The organism is Aquabacterium sp. TM01 (assembly GCF_057808345.1).
On the sequence record NZ_AP046529.1, the window covers coordinates 2288031 to 2304852 of the forward strand.

At 63.0% G+C, this 16822-nt stretch carries 17 protein-coding genes; 10 read left to right on the forward strand and 7 right to left on the reverse strand.

Features of this window, described 5'->3' with window-relative positions:
• Window positions 1-70 precede the first annotated feature (70 nt).
• From rpoD to hemH, 4 genes are all read left to right on the forward strand, one after another.
• Entirely contained in the window at window positions 71-2326 is a 2256-nt protein-coding gene (gene rpoD, locus AC3WW4_RS10425; RefSeq protein ID WP_488828377.1) for an RNA polymerase sigma factor RpoD, read from the forward strand.
• A 141-nt stretch (window positions 2327-2467) separates the two neighbouring features.
• Window positions 2468-3403: an FHA domain-containing protein gene (locus tag AC3WW4_RS10430; RefSeq protein WP_488828378.1), complete on the forward strand. Its 936-nt coding sequence runs from the start codon at window positions 2468-2470 to the stop codon at window positions 3401-3403.
• Between the two features lie 58 nt (window positions 3404-3461).
• Window positions 3462-5945 carry an ATP-binding protein gene (locus AC3WW4_RS10435; protein WP_488828379.1) on the forward strand — a complete coding sequence of 828 codons (2484 nt, stop codon included), beginning with the start codon at window positions 3462-3464 and terminating at the stop codon, window positions 5943-5945.
• Window positions 5942-7048: a ferrochelatase gene (gene hemH, locus AC3WW4_RS10440; RefSeq protein ID WP_488828380.1), complete on the forward strand. Its 1107-nt coding sequence runs from the start codon at window positions 5942-5944 to the stop codon at window positions 7046-7048. The genes AC3WW4_RS10435 and hemH overlap by 4 nt, the downstream gene beginning before the upstream one ends.
• Before the next feature lie 26 nt (window positions 7049-7074).
• On the opposite strand, the gene AC3WW4_RS10445 is transcribed toward hemH, so the two are convergent.
• The 5 genes from AC3WW4_RS10445 to AC3WW4_RS10465 form a co-directional block, all read right to left on the reverse strand.
• Entirely contained in the window at window positions 7075-8601 is a 1527-nt protein-coding gene (locus AC3WW4_RS10445; RefSeq protein ID WP_488828382.1) for a DNA recombination protein RmuC, read from the reverse strand.
• Between the two features lie 83 nt (window positions 8602-8684).
• Complete coding sequence (locus AC3WW4_RS10450; protein ID WP_488828383.1) at window positions 8685-9329, reverse strand: CoA transferase subunit B; 645 nt, start codon at window positions 9327-9329, stop codon at window positions 8685-8687.
• Between the two features lie 2 nt (window positions 9330-9331).
• Window positions 9332-10039, reverse strand: a complete 708-nt coding sequence (locus AC3WW4_RS10455) for a CoA transferase subunit A (RefSeq protein ID WP_488828384.1) — start codon at window positions 10037-10039, stop codon at window positions 9332-9334.
• A gap of 138 nt (window positions 10040-10177) precedes the next feature.
• Window positions 10178-10648 carry an acyl-CoA thioesterase gene (locus AC3WW4_RS10460; protein ID WP_488828385.1) on the reverse strand — a complete coding sequence of 157 codons (471 nt, stop codon included), beginning with the start codon at window positions 10646-10648 and terminating at the stop codon, window positions 10178-10180.
• Between the two features lie 87 nt (window positions 10649-10735).
• Complete coding sequence (locus AC3WW4_RS10465; RefSeq protein ID WP_488828386.1) at window positions 10736-11521, reverse strand: SDR family oxidoreductase; 786 nt, start codon at window positions 11519-11521, stop codon at window positions 10736-10738.
• Window positions 11522-11749: 228 nt separating this feature from the next.
• Between AC3WW4_RS10465 and AC3WW4_RS10470 the strand changes: the two genes are divergently transcribed.
• The gene (locus tag AC3WW4_RS10470) at window positions 11750-13435 is read left to right on the forward strand and encodes an electron transfer flavoprotein-ubiquinone oxidoreductase (RefSeq protein WP_488828388.1); all 1686 of its coding nucleotides are present in this window, start codon (window positions 11750-11752) and stop codon (window positions 13433-13435) included.
• Between the two features lie 60 nt (window positions 13436-13495).
• Here AC3WW4_RS10470 and tadA read toward each other — a convergent pair whose 3' ends face one another.
• Window positions 13496-14101, reverse strand: a complete 606-nt coding sequence (tadA, locus tag AC3WW4_RS10475) for a tRNA adenosine(34) deaminase TadA (protein ID WP_488828389.1) — start codon at window positions 14099-14101, stop codon at window positions 13496-13498.
• Between the two features lie 89 nt (window positions 14102-14190).
• The gene (locus AC3WW4_RS10480; RefSeq protein ID WP_488828391.1) at window positions 14191-14442 is read right to left on the reverse strand and encodes a hypothetical protein; all 252 of its coding nucleotides are present in this window, start codon (window positions 14440-14442) and stop codon (window positions 14191-14193) included.
• Between the two features lie 94 nt (window positions 14443-14536).
• Between AC3WW4_RS10480 and AC3WW4_RS10485 the strand changes: the two genes are divergently transcribed.
• From AC3WW4_RS10485 to cutA, 5 genes are all read left to right on the forward strand, one after another.
• Entirely contained in the window at window positions 14537-15010 is a 474-nt protein-coding gene (locus tag AC3WW4_RS10485) for a ribonuclease HI family protein (RefSeq protein ID WP_488828392.1), read from the forward strand.
• Window positions 15011-15068: 58 nt separating this feature from the next.
• Complete coding sequence (locus AC3WW4_RS10490) at window positions 15069-15479, forward strand: hypothetical protein (protein ID WP_488828394.1); 411 nt, start codon at window positions 15069-15071, stop codon at window positions 15477-15479.
• 138 nt (window positions 15480-15617) lie between these two features.
• Window positions 15618-16082 carry a hypothetical protein gene (locus tag AC3WW4_RS10495; protein ID WP_488828395.1) on the forward strand — a complete coding sequence of 155 codons (465 nt, stop codon included), beginning with the start codon at window positions 15618-15620 and terminating at the stop codon, window positions 16080-16082.
• 57 nt (window positions 16083-16139) lie between these two features.
• On the forward strand, window positions 16140-16448 hold the full coding sequence (locus tag AC3WW4_RS10500) for a cupin domain-containing protein (protein ID WP_488828396.1): 309 nt from the start codon (window positions 16140-16142) through the stop codon (window positions 16446-16448).
• Window positions 16445-16762 (forward strand): divalent-cation tolerance protein CutA, encoded by a 318-nt coding sequence (gene cutA / locus AC3WW4_RS10505; RefSeq protein WP_488828398.1) that lies wholly within the window; start codon window positions 16445-16447, stop codon window positions 16760-16762. The genes AC3WW4_RS10500 and cutA overlap by 4 nt, the downstream gene beginning before the upstream one ends.
• Window positions 16763-16822: the final 60 nt, after the last annotated feature.

A 16822-nucleotide genomic window follows, 5' to 3' on the forward strand; every position in this document is an offset into this window, starting at 1 on the left:
TGACGCTCTCCATCGCTTGCGCGATAATGGAGGGTTGGACAAGCCCCTGCAATCTCTCCCGAGGAAGCGCATGACCGCGAAAAAAGCCGCGAAATCCGCCGTGACGACCGCCACACCCGACACCGACGTGACCGAGAAGAAAGTCTCCAAAGTCGTGCGTGTCGCCAAGGCCGTGGAAGCCGCCACTGCTGAATCCGCCGCCGCTGAACCCAAGAAGCGCGGTCGCAAGCCCAAGGCTGCAACCGTTGCCGATGCGCCTGCAGCCAAGAAAACCGCCAAGAAGGCCGCTTCGTTTGACGAGGATGATGTCGGCGACATCGAGGCCGAACTCGAAGTCGAACTCGACGCCAACGAAGCCGAGGCCGCTGCCGCCGAAGCACCCGCGGGCGAGGACAAGCCCAAGGCCAAGCCGCTGCGCATGAAGGTCTCGCGTGCCAAGGAACGCGCGCTGATGCGCGAGTTCGGCATCGACGACACCACGCTGACCGAAGAAGAAGTCAACAAGCGCCGTCAGGATCTCAAGACCCTGATCAAGCTGGGCAAGACCCGTGGTTTCCTGACTCACCAGGAAATCAACGACCACTTGCCTGAAAAGCTGGTCGAAGCCGAAATCCTCGAAGCCATCATCTCCATGTTGAACGACATGGGCGTGGCGGTGTACGAACAGGCCCCTGATGCCGCCACGCTGCTGATCTCCAACAGCGCACAGTCCACGGCCACCGAAGAGGAAGCCGAAGAAGCCGCCGAAGCCGCCCTGTCCACGGTGGATTCCGAATTCGGCCGCACGACCGACCCAGTGCGCATGTACATGCGCGAAATGGGCACGGTCGAACTGCTGACGCGTGAAGGCGAAATCGAAATCGCCAAGCGCATCGAAGGTGGCCTGCAGGCCATGATGCTGGCCATCTCGGCCTCGCCCACCACCATCGCTGAAATCCTGACGCTGGCCGACAAGATCCGCGCGGGCGAGTCCCCCATCACCGAAGTGGTGGATGGCTTCGTGGCCGCCGACGAGGCCGATGACTACGTGGCCGAGGAGGACTTCGACGAATTCGACGAAGAGGACGATGACGACGGCAATGGCGGCTCCAAGGCGCTGACCAAGAAGCTGGAAGAAATGAAGAACCAGGCCCTGGTCAAGTTCGATGCCCTGCGCACGAACTTCGAAAAGATGGCCAAGGCCTTCGAGAAAGACGGCTACAAGTCGGCCTCGTACAACAAGGCCCAGGAAGCCATCAGCCACGAACTGATGACCATCCGCTTCACCGTCAAGATCATCGAGCGTCTGTGCGGCTTGCTGCGCGGCCAGGTGGACGACGTGCGTCGCTCCGAGCGTGAGCTGCGCAAGATCGTGGTCGACAAGTGCGGCATGTCGCAAGACCAGTTCATCAAGACCTTCCCGCCCAACATCCTGAACCTGGAGTGGGCCGTCAAGGAATCGCAGGCCAACAAGCCTTACAGCGCCGTCATGGGTCGCAGCCTGCCGGCCATCCAGGAACTGCAGCAAAAGCTGATCGACCTGCAGGCCAAGGCCGTTGTGCCCATTGAAGATCTGAAACTGATCAACAAGCGCATGAACGAAGGCGAAAAGGCCTCGCGCGACGCCAAGAAGGAAATGATCGAGGCCAACCTGCGTCTGGTGATCTCGATCGCGAAGAAGTACACCAACCGTGGCCTGCAGTTCCTCGACCTGATCCAGGAAGGCAACATCGGCCTGATGAAGGCGGTGGATAAGTTCGAATACCGTCGCGGCTACAAGTTCTCGACCTACGCCACCTGGTGGATCCGTCAGGCCATCACGCGCTCGATCGCCGACCAGGCCCGCACCATCCGCATCCCGGTTCACATGATCGAAACGATCAACAAGATGAACCGCATCTCGCGCCAGCACCTGCAGGAATTCGGCTTCGAGCCCGACGCCCCGACGCTGGCCGAGAAGATGGAAATGCCGGAAGACAAAGTCCGCAAGATCATGAAGATCGCGAAAGAGCCGATCTCCATGGAAACCCCGATCGGCGACGACGACGACAGCCACCTGGGTGACTTCATCGAGGACACCAACAACACCGCCCCGATCGAGGCTGCCATGCAGGCCGGTCTGCGCGATGTGGTCAAGGACATCCTCGACAGCCTGACGCCGCGCGAAGCCAAGGTGCTGCGCATGCGCTTCGGCATCGAAATGTCGACCGACCACACGCTGGAAGAAGTCGGCAAGCAGTTTGACGTCACCCGCGAGCGCATCCGCCAGATCGAAGCCAAGGCCATCCGCAAGCTCAAGCACCCCTCGCGGTCAGACAAGCTGCGCACTTATCTCGACAATCTGTGATTCTGGGCAAAAGCCCTTGTGCTCAGCGCACCACAAACCCGGCCTTGTGCCGGGTTTTTTCATACAGAGCTGCTAAATTCACATTTGATAACGTGTTTTCTTCACACCTGACGCCAAGCTCCTTGACCGAGACCACACCTCATGGGTAACACGACGGAAAGAGCCATCCTGTTTGCCGACCTGCGCAGCAGCACGGCGCTCTACCTCAAGCTGGGCAACAAGGAAGCCGCTCGCCTCGTGACCCACAGCCTCGCGCTGCTGGGCCAGATCATTGAGCGAGCAGGTGGGCGCGTGGTCAAAACCCTGGGCGACGGCCTCATGGCGGTTTACGACAACGCCGAGCGCGCCATCGAATCATCCACCTCGCTGCATGAATCCCTGGAGCACATCGTGCCGGGCGAAGGGTGCGCCGCCTCGAAAGAAGGCGCGGTGAAGCTGAAGGTTGCCCTGGCCTGGGGGGAAACCATCGAGGTCGATGGCGATTGCTTCGGCGATGCGGTCAATGTGGCGGCCCGCCTTCTCGATCTGGCTGGTGAAAGCGAGACCCTCACCACGGCCGAGCTGTTGCGCCAACTGCCCTCCGATCACCTCGACCGATTCCGCAGCATCGACAAGCTCTACCTGCGTGGGCGCAAGGAGCCGGTGTCGGTGGTGCGCATGGAGCGCAGCCGCTTTGGCGACACCATGTCCACCGTGGTGTTCGACACCCTGCCCTCGGACATGCCGGACGGCATTCGCCTGGTCTGGATGGGTGCCGAGCGGGTGTTTTCTACCGCCAGCATGCCGGTGATCCTGGGGCGCAGCCCCCAGGCACAGTTCTGCGTGAGTGACGCCCGCGTGTCGCGCTCGCATGCGCGCATCGAATCGCACAGCGGCCAGCTTTACCTCAGTGACCTCAGCTACAACGGCACCCACGTGAAGTTCGACCACGATGACCAGGTCATGACCTTGCGCCGGGGCACCTGCACCCTGCACGGCAGCGGCGTGATCGCGCTGGGTGCGCCTCCTCACGACCCGAGCAGCACACAGATCCGTTTTGACGTGCTGAGCTTCTCCGACACCCTGCCGCAGTACTGACCGTGCCTGTTGTGCCCGCCTCGCTCTCACGCCCTGGCCTTGTCCTGAGCCCGCTGGCATGAGTTGGTCAGGTCCCGTCACCCCCGAACACACCCGTGTGGCCCTGCTGCACGCCACGCGCCTGCTTGAAGTTTCAGAGACCCCGCCCGCCTTCGCGGCGCTGGCTCGCTTGGCTGCCTTGCAAACGGCCAGCCCCCTGGCCGCCATTCACCTGATCGATGCCCACTGTGTGCAACTGTTGGCCGGCGTGGGGGCACTGCCCAGACGGCAGAGCCGCGAGCATGCTCTGAGTGCGCAGACCCTGCGGCACGATGGCCCCTGGCAGGCGCATGACACCCGGGAGCTGCAACGCCCCGCCCATCTGCCTGCCGATGCCTGGCCTGCGGCCTATGCCGGACACCCGCTCATCGTCGAGGAGTACACCCTGGGCGTGTTGTGTGTGATGGACACCGAGACACGCCACTGGGACGCCAATCAAATGGCCGGCTTGGCAGATGTGGCCTGCGCGGTGAGCGCCCTGTTGGCGGCTGAATTGAGCGGGCAGCGCGCGCGCCGCATGGACGCCCGGGTGCGCACCGCCAGCCTGGCCGGTCAGGACTGGCTGTGGGAGACCGATAGGGAGAGCCGGCTCGTTTGGGTCTCCAGCAGCATGGTGCAGCACCTGGGCCTGGACCCGGATTACGAGATTGGCTGCAAGGGCGTGGACTTCTACGAGCCGCTGCCGGGTGATGAATACGCGGAGCAATGGGCCCAGTTCATGGCGGCCCGCGCGCGCCGTGAACCGTTCAGCAACGTGCTGGGGCAACGTGTCACGCCCCGTGGTCGCGTGATCATCAGCCTCAGCGGCTTGCCCGTCTTCGACCGTCAGGGGCAGTTCATGGGCTACCGTGGCTCCAACCGCGATGTCACCCGCCAGGTTCAGACCGAGATGGAGATGCGTCACGCCCAGCAGCAACTCCACATTCAGCAGGCCGAACTGCGTGAGAGCGAAGCCCGCCTGAGCGCGGTCTTGCATGCCCTGCCCGACATCTGGTTCGTGCTCGACGAGGCCAACAACTATGTGGATGGGCATGACGCCCACCCTCTTCTGATTCGCCCCATCGAAGAGCTGCGCAACCACGCCATCGGCCATGAGTTGCCGGATGAGATCGCGGCGCTACAGCAGGCGGCCATCGATCGTGTCCGAAGCTCCGGCCTGCCGCAACAGCTGGAGTACGAGTTACAAACGAACGACGGCGTCCTGCGCTATTTCGAGGCCCGTCTGCTCCCGATGGGCAAGAAGCAGATCCTGTTTGTGGCGCGGGACATCACCTCTCTCAAAGAGGCCGAGCACACGCAGCGTGGCAGACAGGCGGCCGAAGCCGCGAATGCGGCCAAGAGTGCCTTTGTCTCACGCATGAGTCACGAGATCCGCACCCCGCTCAATGCCATCAGCGGGTTCGCGCAGTTGCTGCAGCACCAACTGTCACCTTTGAGCGACAGCGAGAGACACCTCGGCTATGTCCGCCACATTCTGAACGCCAGCGAGCACCTGACCGCCCTGGTCAACGATGTGCTGGACCTGCAGCAAATCGAGACGGGCTACCTCCAGTGCCTGAGCGAGGAGCTGAGCCTGTCGGACATCGTCCAGCGCGGGATCAGCATGCTGGGGCCTTTGGCCCACCGCCAGCGCATCACCCTGCTACGTGACATTGCCCCCGGCTGCATCGTGCAGGCCGACCGCCAGCGCCTCAGCCAGGTCGTGATGAACCTGGGCTCCAATGCCATCAAGTACAACACCCCCGGGGGCCTGGTGCGCTTCACGGTCGAGCCCTTGAACGCCGGGCGGCTGGCACTGCACATCGAAGACACGGGGCTGGGCATGAGTGAAGCGCAGCTCTCGCGCCTGTTTCAACCCTTTGAAAGACTGGGCAAAGAAATGTCCAACATCGAGGGGTCTGGGCTTGGCCTTATCATCACCCGGTCGCTGGTCGAGGCCATGGACGGTGAACTGCAGATCCACAGCCGCCCGGGTGTGGGCACCCGCGTGAGCATCACCTTGAACCGAGGCGTGCCTGGGCTGGCGTCCGAGCCATCCCCTGACTCCGACGAGCCCCTGTCCGCAGGCAGATCACCCCAACAGCCCATGCAGCCCACTCCAGACTTGCCAGATCAGGCCCCGCTGCAGGTCCTGTATGTCGAAGACAACCGCATCAATGCCATGTTGTTCGAGGAGGCTCTGCGCCCCTACGAACAACTGGCCCTGACAGTGGCCGAAGACGGGCAATCCGCCCTCGACCTGGTCGCCCAGAGCGCGCCGGAGGTGCTGGTGCTCGACGCCCACCTGCCGGACATGGACGGGCTGGCCCTGCTGAACGCCCTGCGCGCCGTGCCCGGCCTGACAGATGTGCCCGCCTACATGTGCTCGGCCGACGCCATGCCCGAGGACATTGCCCGCGCCAAGGCCGCGGGCTTCACCGGGTACTGGACCAAACCCATCGACATCCGTCAGATCACCACCGAGCTGACTCAACTGGCCCATCACAAGAAGTCCCCGCCATGAGCACCCAGCCAGAACCAGCTTTTCGCCATGGGCAAGCCCCCCGCACCGGCGTCTTGCTTGTCAATCTCGGCACCCCCGAAGCCCCCACCGCCCCTGCCCTGCGTCGCTACCAGGCTCAGTTTCTGAGCGACCCACGCGTCGTCGAGATCCCGCGCCTGCTGTGGAAGCCCATCCTGCACGGCATCATCTTGCGCGTACGGCCACGCAAATCGGCAGCGAAGTACGCCAGCATCTGGACGCCAGACGGCTCGCCGCTGCGCGTCTGGACCGAAAAGCAAACGAAGCTGCTGCAGGGTTTTCTGGGCGAGATGGGCCACCAGGTGCTGGTGCGTCACGCCATGCGTTACGGCGAGCCGGCCATTGACAAGGCCCTGAGCGCGCTCAAAGCCGAGGGCACCACTCGCATCCTGGTCGTGCCCTTGTACCCGCAGTATTCCGGCGCCACCACCGCCAGCGTAATGGACGAGGTGTTTGCCTGGGGCCGTGAAACCCGCCTGCTGCCCGAGCTGCGTCACATCAACCGTTTCCACGACGACGCCGGCTATCTGGATGCGCTGGCCCACAGTGTGCGCCGCCACTGGCAGGAGAACGGCCCGCTGGGCGATCAAGGCAAGCTGCTCATGAGCTTTCACGGCATGCCGCGCCGCACGCTGGATCTGGGCGACCCCTACCACTGCGAATGCCTCAAGACCGGGCGCCTGCTGGCCGAGCGACTCGGGCTGAGCCGAGAGCAGTATGTGGTCACGTTCCAGAGCCGCTTCGGCAAGGCCAAGTGGTTGGAGCCCTACACGGAGCCAACGTTGCACGCGCTCGCCAAGGCGGGCACGGCACGGGTGGATGTGGTTTGCCCAGGTTTCGTGTCAGACTGCATCGAAACCCTGGAAGAGATCGCCATGGAGGGCAAGGCCGCCTTCTTGGGTAGCGGCGGCAAGGTGTTCCATTACATTCCCTGCCTCAACGACCAGCTGGACTGGATGCGCGCCTTGGGCCAACTGGTAGAGCAGCATCTGCAAGGCTGGCCCACACGCAAGGACCAACTCCCATCTGCCGACACGCTCAGCCGCCAGCGTGATCGCGCACTGGCTGCTGGCGCCAAAGACTGAGCATCCAGCGCCTGCGTGCAGTCACCTCAATCCTGAGGTGATTCGTAGCCGAGGTCGGGCTCGCCGGGCAACAAGGCCTGTGTCTGGGCCTCTGGCATGGCTTCGACCTGCTTGAGCGCCCTGCCCATGACGCGGGTGCGCGTCTCGACCGACGAGATCGTGTTGCTGGCTTCGTCCAGTTTCTTGCGGGTTTTGGCCAGCACATCGCCAAACTTGCCAAACTCGGTCTTGACGGCGCCCAGCACCTGCCAGACCTCGGACGAGCGCTTCTCCAGCGCCAGGGTACGGAAGCCCATCTGCAAGCTGTTGAGCGTGGCCAGCAAGGTGGTCGGGCCTGCCAACATCACGCGGCATTCGCGCTGCATGGCCTCTACCAGGCCAGGGCGCCTCAGAGCCTCAGCGTACAGGCCCTCGGTGGGCACGAACAAGATGGCGAAATCGGCTGTGTGCGGTGGGGCCAGGTACTTGTCGCGGATCGAGCGCGCTTCCTGACGCAAGCGATTCTCGACCGCCTTGGCCGAAGCCTCCACGCCCTGTGAATCGGCCCGGTCGTGCGCTTCCAACAAGCGTTCGTAGTCTTCGCGAGGAAACTTGGCATCGATCGGCAACCACACCGGCGCCCCATCGCCCCCGCCCTGACCTGGCAGGCGAATGGCGAACTCGACCCTGGCACCGCTGCCCGGCACAGTCTCGACGTTGACCGCGTACTGTTCAGGCGTGAACACCTGTTCCAGCAAGCCCGCCAGTTGCACCTCACCAAAGATACCCCGGGTCTTGACGTTGTTGAGAACGCGGTTGAGCGAGCCCACATCGCTGGCCAAACGCTGCATGTCGCCCAGGCCGCGGTGCACCTGCTCCAGGCGCTCGGCCACCTGTTTGAAGCTCTCGCCCAGACGGGCTTCCAACGTGGCGTGCAGCTTCTCGTCCACGGTCTGGCGCATCTGCTCCAGCTTCTTCTCGTTGTCGGACTGCAAGGCCTGCAAACGTGTCTCGACCGTCAGGCGCACGTCGCTCAGGCGGCGCTCGTTGGCGTCCGACAGCACGCGCAGTTGCTCCGCCACGCCCTCCCCCAGTCGGCGCAAAGCGGCTTCCTGGGCTTCGGTGAAACGTGCCAGGCTCAGGGCCTGAGCTTCACGCAAGGCCAAGCCTTGCTGCGACTGCTGCTGCATGCTGTCGCGCTGGCTGTCCACTAGGGACTGCTGAAAGCCCGCCAGCTGGACACGGAAGCTGTCGAGCTGTTCGCTCTGCGTGCGCGTGGTGTCGCCATGCTGGGCCAGCGAGGTCTGCTGGAACAAGGCCAAGGACGACGCCAGTTCCTGCCGGGTCCCGGCGGCACTGCGTGACATTTCCTCACGCAACTCACGGCTCACTTGCTCCGAGCGCTGGCGCCATTCCGCCCCCAGATCGGCCCCCAGTTTCGAGAGCGCGGCGTCGTCAGATCGGGCAGGCCTCAAGGCCAACCACAACAGCAAGGCCAGATTGAGCAGCAAGAGCGCAAGGGTAATCCAGTTCATGGCCGCGATTGTGTCAGACGCCTGCAGGAGTGCGCCCATGCTGGGCGCACATGAAAAAGGCTGCCCGCAGGCAGCCTCGGTGTGATCGGCGCGCTCACAGGCGCCGTGCGGTCAGCGTCTCATCAGGCTTCGAGATGCGCCAGGTGCACGTGTGCACCCGTCTTGGTGCGGATCTCTTCCGGGGTCACACCCGGCGCCAATTCCACACACTTGAAGCCTTCGGGCGTGACGTCCAGCACGCACAGTTCGGTGATGATGCGATCGACCACACCCACACCGGTCAGCGGCAGCGTGCATTGTTGCAGCAGCTTGTGCTCGCCGTTCTTGGCGCTGTGCTCCATCAACACCACCACGCGCTTGACGCCGGCCACCAGGTCCATCGCGCCGCCCATGCCCTTGACCATCTTGCCCGGGATCATCCAGTTGGCCAGGTCGCCCTTCTCGGACACCTGCATGGCGCCCAGGATGGACAGGTTGATCTTGCCGCCGCGGATCATCGCGAAGCTCTCGTGCGAGCCGAAGATCGACGAGCCCGGCAGCACGGTCACGGTCTGCTTGCCGGCGTTGATCAGGTCAGCGTCCACCTCGGCCTCGGTCGGAAAGGGGCCGATGCCCAGCATGCCGTTTTCCGATTGCAGCCACACGTCGATGTCGGAGGCCACGTGGTTGGCCACCAAGGTCGGCAGGCCGATGCCCAGGTTCACGTAGAAGCCGTCTTGCAGTTCCTGTGCGGCACGCGCCGCCATTTCGTCATGGGTCCAGGGCATGGTCAGGCTCCAGCAGTTTCACGAAGGGTGCGCTTTTCGATGCGCTTCTCGGGGGTGGTGTTGAGCACGATGCGGTGCACGTAGATGCCCGGCAGGTGCACGGCATCCGGATCGAAACTGCCCGTCTCGACAATTTCTTCCACTTCCACAATCGTGACCTTGCCTGCCATCGCCGCAGCCGGATTGAAATTGCGTGCGGTGCGGCGGAAGATCAGGTTGCCCGACTTGTCGGCCTTCCAGGCCTTGACCAAGGCCACCTCGGGCACCAGGGCGCGCTCCATCACATAGACCTCGCCATCGAACTCGCGCGTTTCCTTGCCTTCGGCCACCAGGGTGCCCACACCCGTCTTGGTGAAGAAGGCGGGGATGCCGGCGCCCCCGGCGCGCAGCTTCTCGGCCAGTGTGCCTTGGGGCGTGAATTCCAGCTCGAGTTCGCCGGCCAGGTACTGGCGCTCGAACTCCTTGTTTTCACCCACGTAGCTGGAGATCATCTTCTTGATCTGGCGGGTGTTGAGCAGCTTGCCCAAACCGAAGCCGTCCACGCCCGCGTTGTTGGAGATGACGGTCAGGTCCTTGACGCCGGACGCCTGCAAAGCATCGATCAGCGCTTCCGGAATCCCACACAGGCCGAAGCCCCCCACCGCGAGCAACTGCCCGTCTTTGACGATCCCCGCCAGCGCACTGGCGGCGTCGGGATAGACCTTGTTCATCCACTCACTCCTTGACAACGGGGTTGTTGATGCTGCACTGCAGCAATGAAAGCGTACACCGGGATGTCATGGAACACCAGCCACCCGGCTCAAAAATGACGCTGCCAGCCCCCCGGGCATGGGTGCTGGCACGTCGGCTCAATGATTGGGCAAGGCGGGGGGTTTGTCCCCGCCAGGCAAAGCAGGAGGTTTGCCCTGCAAAGCCCGGATAGGTTCGGGCAAGGGCACCGGTCGGCCATCCTCGCTACTCACCCAGACGAGTGTGGCGCCGCCGGCCGCATAGTGCTGTCCCGGCTCGTCCCGTCGCTCAATGGTCACGAAGGTGTCGATGCTCGTGCGCCCCGGCGAGGCCACGTACAACTTGATGACCAGGTCACCGGGGAAGACCAGCGGCTGGTAAAAGTTGAAGAAGGCATTGGCAATCACCGGGCCCTCTTTAGCGTCGGTGAGGCTGCCGGTCATGGCCTCGATCCAGGTCACCCGGGCCTGCTCCATGTACTTGAAGTAGACCGTGTTATTGACGTGACCCAGGCTGTCCATGTCTCCCCACAAAATGGGCAAAGACGTTTCGTGGACCAGGATCTTGTGTTCGGGAATGTCCAATCGCATGGTGTCGGTTCAGATGTCGAATCGGTGGGGTTCAGCAAACCTGCTGGGTACGCTGCGCAGATACGGGCGCGCAACGCAGATTCAAGCTCAGGACGCCGCCATGCCGTCGTCGGCGGAGATGATCGCGCCATTGATGAAGTCACTCTGCGCCGAACACAACATCACCAGCAAGGCATCCAGATCCTTCGGGTGTCCCACCCGCTGACGCGGCAGCATCTTGATCAGCTTCTGCCCGCCCTCAGTTTCCCAGTGGTGATGGTTGATCTCCGTGTCGATGTACCCCGGGCAGACGGCATTGGTGGTGATGCCGAATCGGCCCCACTCGGCCGCCATCACCTTGGTCATGTGAATGACCGCAGCCTTGCTCATGCAATACACCCCGATCTGAGGCAGGGTTCGCAATCCGGCGGCCGAGGCGATGTTGATGATGCGCCCACCGGCGAAGACCCCGGGCGCCGCGCCCTTGGCACGGGCCAGCATGCGCTTGGCCACTTCCTGGGCCGTGAAAAATGCCCCGCGGGTGTTGGTGCCAAAGACATGATCGAAACTGTCTTCCGACACATCCACAAGGCGCTCCGTTGTGCTCACCCCGGAGTTGTTGATGAGAATGTCGATGGGGCCGACCTCGGTCTCGGCATGCGCCACGGCCGACTTGATGCTGTCCACGCTGGTCACGTCCAGCGAGACCACATGCGCATCGCCTCCGGCTGCCTCGATCTCCGAGCGCAAGTCCTTGAGCCGCTCGATGCGGCGCCCCCCCAGCACGACGGCGGCACCCGCTTGCGCCAGGGTGCGCGCAAACTGCGTGCCCAGGCCACTGGAGGCGCCGGTGATCAGGGCCACGCGGCCCGACAGATCCAGTGTGTAACTCATGGAAGCATGATCCTTGATGATGGGTGCTGAAACCTTAGCACGCCATCCTTGCTGCTCTGCCGCCCCCAATGCGGAATCACACAATGCGGGGGTTTACCCCTATACGCACTGCAACAAGGCAAAACTGCCTTGCCAAACTGGCAAGGAATTTTTGCACTTCTGCAGAATAGAATCGCGCTTTTGATCGATAACAACAGAACGCTGTTTGTCAAAACAGAAGGAATCACGATGACGCCCCAGGAAATCCTTGAGCAGTTTGGCCCCCGCGAGTCTATGGAATATGACGTCGTGATCGTCGGCGCCGGCCCTGCAGGTCTGTCCACCGCCATCCGTCTGAAGCAACTCGCCGAAAAGGCCGGCAAGGAAGTCAACGTTGTGGTGCTGGAAAAGGGCTCCGAGCCTGGCGCACACATCCTGTCGGGCGCCGTGATGGACCCGATCGCCATGAGCGAGCTGTTCCCCAACTGGAAAGAATTGGGCGCACCGCTGAACCAGCCCGTCACGGCTGACCAGGTGCTGGTGCTGACCGAAGGCGGCGCCATCGCCACGCCTCAGGCCCTGATCCCCAACAATTTCCACAACCACGGCAACTACGTGATCAGCCTGGGCGCTGTCACCCGCTGGCTGGCCCAACAGGCCGAGAGCCTGGGCGTGGAAATCTTCCCCGGCTTCGCGGCCGCTGAAGTCCTGTACAACGACGACGGCTCGGTCAAGGGTATTGCCACCGGCAACATGGGCGTCGACAAGACCGGCGAGCCGACCGACAACTTCCAGCTGGGCATGGAACTGCTGGGCAAGTACACCATCTTCGCCGAAGGCGCACGTGGCCACCTGGGCAAGCAGCTGATCGCCAAGTTCAAGCTGGACGAAGGCAAGGACCCGCAAAGCTACGCCATCGGCATCAAGGAACTGTGGGAAATCGACCCGGCCAAGGCCCAGCCTGGCCTGGTGGTGCACACCGCCGGCTGGCCCATGGACACCCAGACCTATGGCGGCGGCTTCCTGTACCACCTGGAAGGCAACAAGGTCACCCTCGGCTTCGTGACCGGCCTGGACTACAAGAACCCCTGGCTGAGCCCCTTCGAGGAAATGCAGCGCTGGAAGACCCACCCCAGCATCAAGCCCATCCTGGAAGGCGCCAAGCGCCTGAGCTACGGCGCCCGCGCCATCACGGCCGGTGGCATCCTGTCGCTGCCCAAGACCGTGTTCCCGGGCGGCGCCCTGGTCGGTTGTGACGCCGGCTACCTGAACGCTGCCCGCATCAAGGGCTCGCACGCCGCCATGAAGACCGGCATGCTGTGCGCCGACGCCATCTTCGACGCCCTGAACGCCGAGCGTCAGCACGACGAGCTGAGCGCCTACCCTGCTTCGTTCGAAAAGAGCTGGCTGAAGGAAGAGCTGGACACGTCCAAGAACTTCAAGCAGTGGTTCAAGAAGGGCATGTACGTCGGCATGATCATGACCGGTGTCGAGCAGTGGCTGCTGCCCAAGCTGGGCATCAAGGTGGCTCCATGGACCATCCACCGCACCGCTGCCGATCACACCTATCTGCAACCAGCTGCCTCGATGCCCAAGATCGAGTACCCGAAGCCCGATGGCAAGATCACCTTCGATCGCCTGAGCTCGGTGTTCATCTCCAACACGAACCACGAAGAGCACCAGCCTGCTCACTTGACGCTCAAGGATGCGTCGGTGCCCGTGAACGTGAACCTGGCCAAGTTCGCTGGCCCCGAGGCGCGTTATTGCCCGGCTGGCGTGTATGAATTCGTGAAGAACGATGACAACAGCGACCGCCTGGTGATCAACGCCCAGAACTGCGTGCACTGCAAGACCTGCGACATCAAGGACCCGACTCAGAACATCGTCTGGGTCACGCCTGAAGGCGGTGGCGGCCCGAACTACGCTGGCATGTAAGCCAGACGCAAAAGGAGTCCCGAGGGACTCCTTTTTTTCGCCTTCACACCGCCGGTGAGGCTACTCGTTGACGGGTGAATCGATCACCTGCGGCACCGGCAACATCTCCACGGCGGGCGACTCACCCCACTCCGGCTCGATCACATCCAGGCCATGCATGGCCTGACGCGCTGATGCGGCACGGCGCGCATCCCGGTCGGCCTTGATCTGCGCGCGACGTTCGGCGAAAAACTGTTTGAGCAACTGGCTGCTGGCTTCCGCCATCACCCCGCCGACGATCTGCGTGTGGTGGTTAAGCTGCTTCTGTGCAAACAGATCGAGCACCGAACCGGCCACGCCGGTCTTGGGGTCGGTCGCCGCGAACACCACGCGTTTGAAGCGTGCGTGCATCAAGGCCATCGCGCACATGGCACACGGCTCCAGCGTCACGAACAGCTCACATTCGGGCAAGCGGTAGTTTTCGAGCAACTGAGCTGCGTGGCGCAGGGCAACGATTTCGGCGTGCGCGGTAGGGTCGTGCGTGGTGATGGGACGGTTGTAGCCGGTGGCGACGACTTGGCCGTGGCGCATGATGACCGCGCCCACGGGCACCTCCCCCGCCAACCAGGCGTTGTGTGCCTGGTCAAGGGCGATGCGCATGGCAACTTCGTCTGCGGGCAGGATCATGGCAAGCTCAGATTCGGACTTCAAGGCGGGCCATTATCGATGCGGGACGCGCGTGTTGGCCACGAAGCTGCACGTCAGAGATCGGCCGTTCACGGCTGCTTGTTGTCCAGGTCCTGATCAAGTTGCCCGCTGCGGTTTTGCATCACGTTGTTGACGTCACGCTGAACCTGCTGCGTCAACTGCCGCGCCTGTTGTGGGCTGTTTACCGTGGGGACGGAGGCCTCGCCATTCACGGCAGAGGCGGCTGGCGCTGTGGCATGCGTGACCCCCAACTGCTTTTTGGCCACCACCGCCACAATGAGCAGAACCACCACAAGGGACAAGAGACTGAAAACTCTCATGCGTGCTTTCCATCAAGGACAATGAAGGGGCCAGGCGCTGCGTGCGCGGCTCGCACCTGCATTGTGCCCCCGCATCATCCCTGACTCCAACCCCATGCGCCCCCCTTCTGCTCACTTCCCCCCCGGAACTGCCTGGGTGATCCACTGTGACGGCAGTGCCATGCCCAACCCAGGCCGCATGGGCCTGGGTGCCGTGGTGGTCGCCCCCGATGGCACCCGGCAAACCCTGTCTCAGGCTACGCACACCATCGGCTGCAACAACGAGGCAGAACTGCGCGCAGTGATGGCCGCCTTGCGCTCCTTGCCTGCGCAAGACTGCCTAGTGGAGGTTTTCAGCGACAACAGCGTGCTGGTGGAGCAATTGATGCGACCGGACGTTCGGCCCATTGCCAGGCTGGCTCCCTTGTTTGACGAGGCCCGCAACATGTTGGCCCGTTTCGAGCATGGCGTCGTGCGCTGGGTGCCACGCCACCGCAATGCCGAGGCCGACGCCCTGGCGAGAAGTGCCTTGGGCATGCCACCCAAAGCACCCTACCCGCCACAGAAACGTCCTCGCCACAAACGGTGAAAATGTCATCCAGACATGATCCAATTCGATGATGAAAATAACAACAATTGCCAAGGGAATGGCGGCACTCATGGTGCTGAGCGTGGGCTGGAAATACAAGGACACCGCGATGGTGCAGAATTGGATCTCGCCCCACCGCGCTCAGGCTCGACCCACCATCGCATTCGACAACGATGCCCCTGCGTCGGGCTCCAGCGCGTCGCGGCAACCTGCGCCGCCCAAGGGGCTCGCAGGCGTGCGCAAGTGCCGCCAGGGCGAGACGGTGATCTACACCGATGGTGCCTGCCCGACCGGCAGCCGTGAGTTTGCCGTCACCGGTGGCGCTGTCACAGTTGTACCGGGCCCATCGACGTTGACCATGCCTGCGCCGCCAACCGGGCCCTTGCCACATGCCCGGGAAGTGCTCCTGCCCGACGACGGCAAGGCACGCCTGCGTGACCAGGCCATGGAGCGCGTGATCGGCCACTGACCCGCCCTGTGGCACGCTGCCCGCACCAGCGATCACGCCAACTGGGTGAAAGCCTGAGGAGACCTGGGTATGCCTCGGCCCACTTCTGCGCTACGCTGCATGGGTACGTGTGTTCTCACCTCTTTCAAGGACGTTGGCATGCCTCATTCCTACAGTCAGAAGAACATCGGCCAAGGCGCCGCCCCCGCATCGAACGCAAGCCAAGGCATGCGCCTGGTGGCCCCCCTTCATTTGCGCACGTCCACCGCCACCTGCTGGAAATGTCAGGGCCTGACCCAGGTCCATGCATTGGTGGCCAGTGATGTGGTGGATTTGGGCGAGTCAGGGCAATGCCGCACCTACGTACACGGCATCGCCAACCCGCCAGAAGACTTGACCCAGACGCTGCACTTCCTGGCGCCCAACCTGCGGGTGGATGAGCCTGACGCCGATGGCGAGTTACGACTGACCAACCATTGCGCCCATTGCGGTGCCTTGCAAGCGGACGTCTATCTGTTCGAAGAACCCGGCGCGCCCTTCTTCGGCCGCCCACCTGAGGGACATCTGGGCGCCGAGATTCTGGGCCACGACGTCGTGGTTGATAACGCCCGTTACTCCACCTGAACCACTTGTATCTGCCGCCTGTCGGGTTCGCACGCCCGACGCGCAACCCGCCCCCCCATGGACAACCTGTTTGCAGACCTCACCCCGCCGCTGGAAGGTGAGCGTTTTGATGTGCTCTTGCGCAACAAGGGCCTGACCATTGAGCGCATCGTCAGCTCATCGCGCATCGCACACGAACGCTATGTGCAGGCCCAGGACGAATGGGTGGTGCTGCTGCAAGGAAATGCCACGCTGGACGTCAATGGGTGCAACGTGGCGCTCACGTCCGGCGATCATCTGTTCCTGCCATCACACACACCTCACACGGTTTTGCAGGTGTCCGACGGCGCCTTGTGGTTGGCCGTTCACCTGCACCCCACACCATGACCCTGCTGGCCGTTTTCACCACCCTGCCCGATGCCGAGTCTGCCCGCGAGATGGCGCGGATGTTGGTGGAGCGTCACCTGGTGGCTTGTGCGCAACTGGAGACCATCGAGAGCTTTTATAACTGGGAAGGCGCGTTACAACACGACCCCGAGTACCGACTGACGTTGAAAACCACCGCCGACCTCTACCCTGCAGTTGAGGCCGCCATCCTTGAACGACACCCCTATGAGTTGCCAGCTATATTTGCCCTTCCGGTGGTGCAGGCGTTAAATTCTTATGGCAAGTGGATCCAACAGAACTGCGCCACAAGCTGAGCGAACAGGAAAACCCTCATCACGCCATCTGGTGAATTATTTTTTTGCCACATCACCCGG

Excerpts from the sequence above, each read along its gene's own strand:
- AC3WW4_RS10480 (WP_488828391.1), bottom strand. The coding sequence starts at position 14,442 with ATGAGAGTTTTCAGTCTCTTGTCCCTTGTGGTGGTTCTGCTCATTGTG.
- hemH (WP_488828380.1), top strand. The coding sequence starts at position 5,942 with ATGAGCACCCAGCCAGAACCAGCTTTTCGCCATGGGCAAGCCCCCCGC.
- tadA (WP_488828389.1), bottom strand. The coding sequence starts at position 14,101 with ATGATCCTGCCCGCAGACGAAGTTGCCATGCGCATCGCCCTTGACCAG.
- AC3WW4_RS10470 (WP_488828388.1), top strand. The coding sequence starts at position 11,750 with ATGACGCCCCAGGAAATCCTTGAGCAGTTTGGCCCCCGCGAGTCTATG.
- AC3WW4_RS10430 (WP_488828378.1), top strand. The coding sequence starts at position 2,468 with ATGGGTAACACGACGGAAAGAGCCATCCTGTTTGCCGACCTGCGCAGC.
- AC3WW4_RS10435 (WP_488828379.1), top strand. The coding sequence starts at position 3,462 with ATGAGTTGGTCAGGTCCCGTCACCCCCGAACACACCCGTGTGGCCCTG.
- cutA (WP_488828398.1), top strand. The coding sequence starts at position 16,445 with ATGACCCTGCTGGCCGTTTTCACCACCCTGCCCGATGCCGAGTCTGCC.
- AC3WW4_RS10490 (WP_488828394.1), top strand. The coding sequence starts at position 15,069 with ATGGCGGCACTCATGGTGCTGAGCGTGGGCTGGAAATACAAGGACACC.
- AC3WW4_RS10495 (WP_488828395.1), top strand. The coding sequence starts at position 15,618 with ATGCCTCATTCCTACAGTCAGAAGAACATCGGCCAAGGCGCCGCCCCC.
- AC3WW4_RS10445 (WP_488828382.1), bottom strand. The coding sequence starts at position 8,601 with ATGGGCGCACTCCTGCAGGCGTCTGACACAATCGCGGCCATGAACTGG.
- AC3WW4_RS10465 (WP_488828386.1), bottom strand. The coding sequence starts at position 11,521 with ATGAGTTACACACTGGATCTGTCGGGCCGCGTGGCCCTGATCACCGGC.
- AC3WW4_RS10500 (WP_488828396.1), top strand. The coding sequence starts at position 16,140 with ATGGACAACCTGTTTGCAGACCTCACCCCGCCGCTGGAAGGTGAGCGT.
- AC3WW4_RS10460 (WP_488828385.1), bottom strand. The coding sequence starts at position 10,648 with ATGCGATTGGACATTCCCGAACACAAGATCCTGGTCCACGAAACGTCT.
- AC3WW4_RS10485 (WP_488828392.1), top strand. The coding sequence starts at position 14,537 with ATGCGCCCCCCTTCTGCTCACTTCCCCCCCGGAACTGCCTGGGTGATC.
- rpoD (WP_488828377.1), top strand. The coding sequence starts at position 71 with ATGACCGCGAAAAAAGCCGCGAAATCCGCCGTGACGACCGCCACACCC.
- AC3WW4_RS10450 (WP_488828383.1), bottom strand. The coding sequence starts at position 9,329 with ATGCCCTGGACCCATGACGAAATGGCGGCGCGTGCCGCACAGGAACTG.
- AC3WW4_RS10455 (WP_488828384.1), bottom strand. The coding sequence starts at position 10,039 with ATGAACAAGGTCTATCCCGACGCCGCCAGTGCGCTGGCGGGGATCGTC.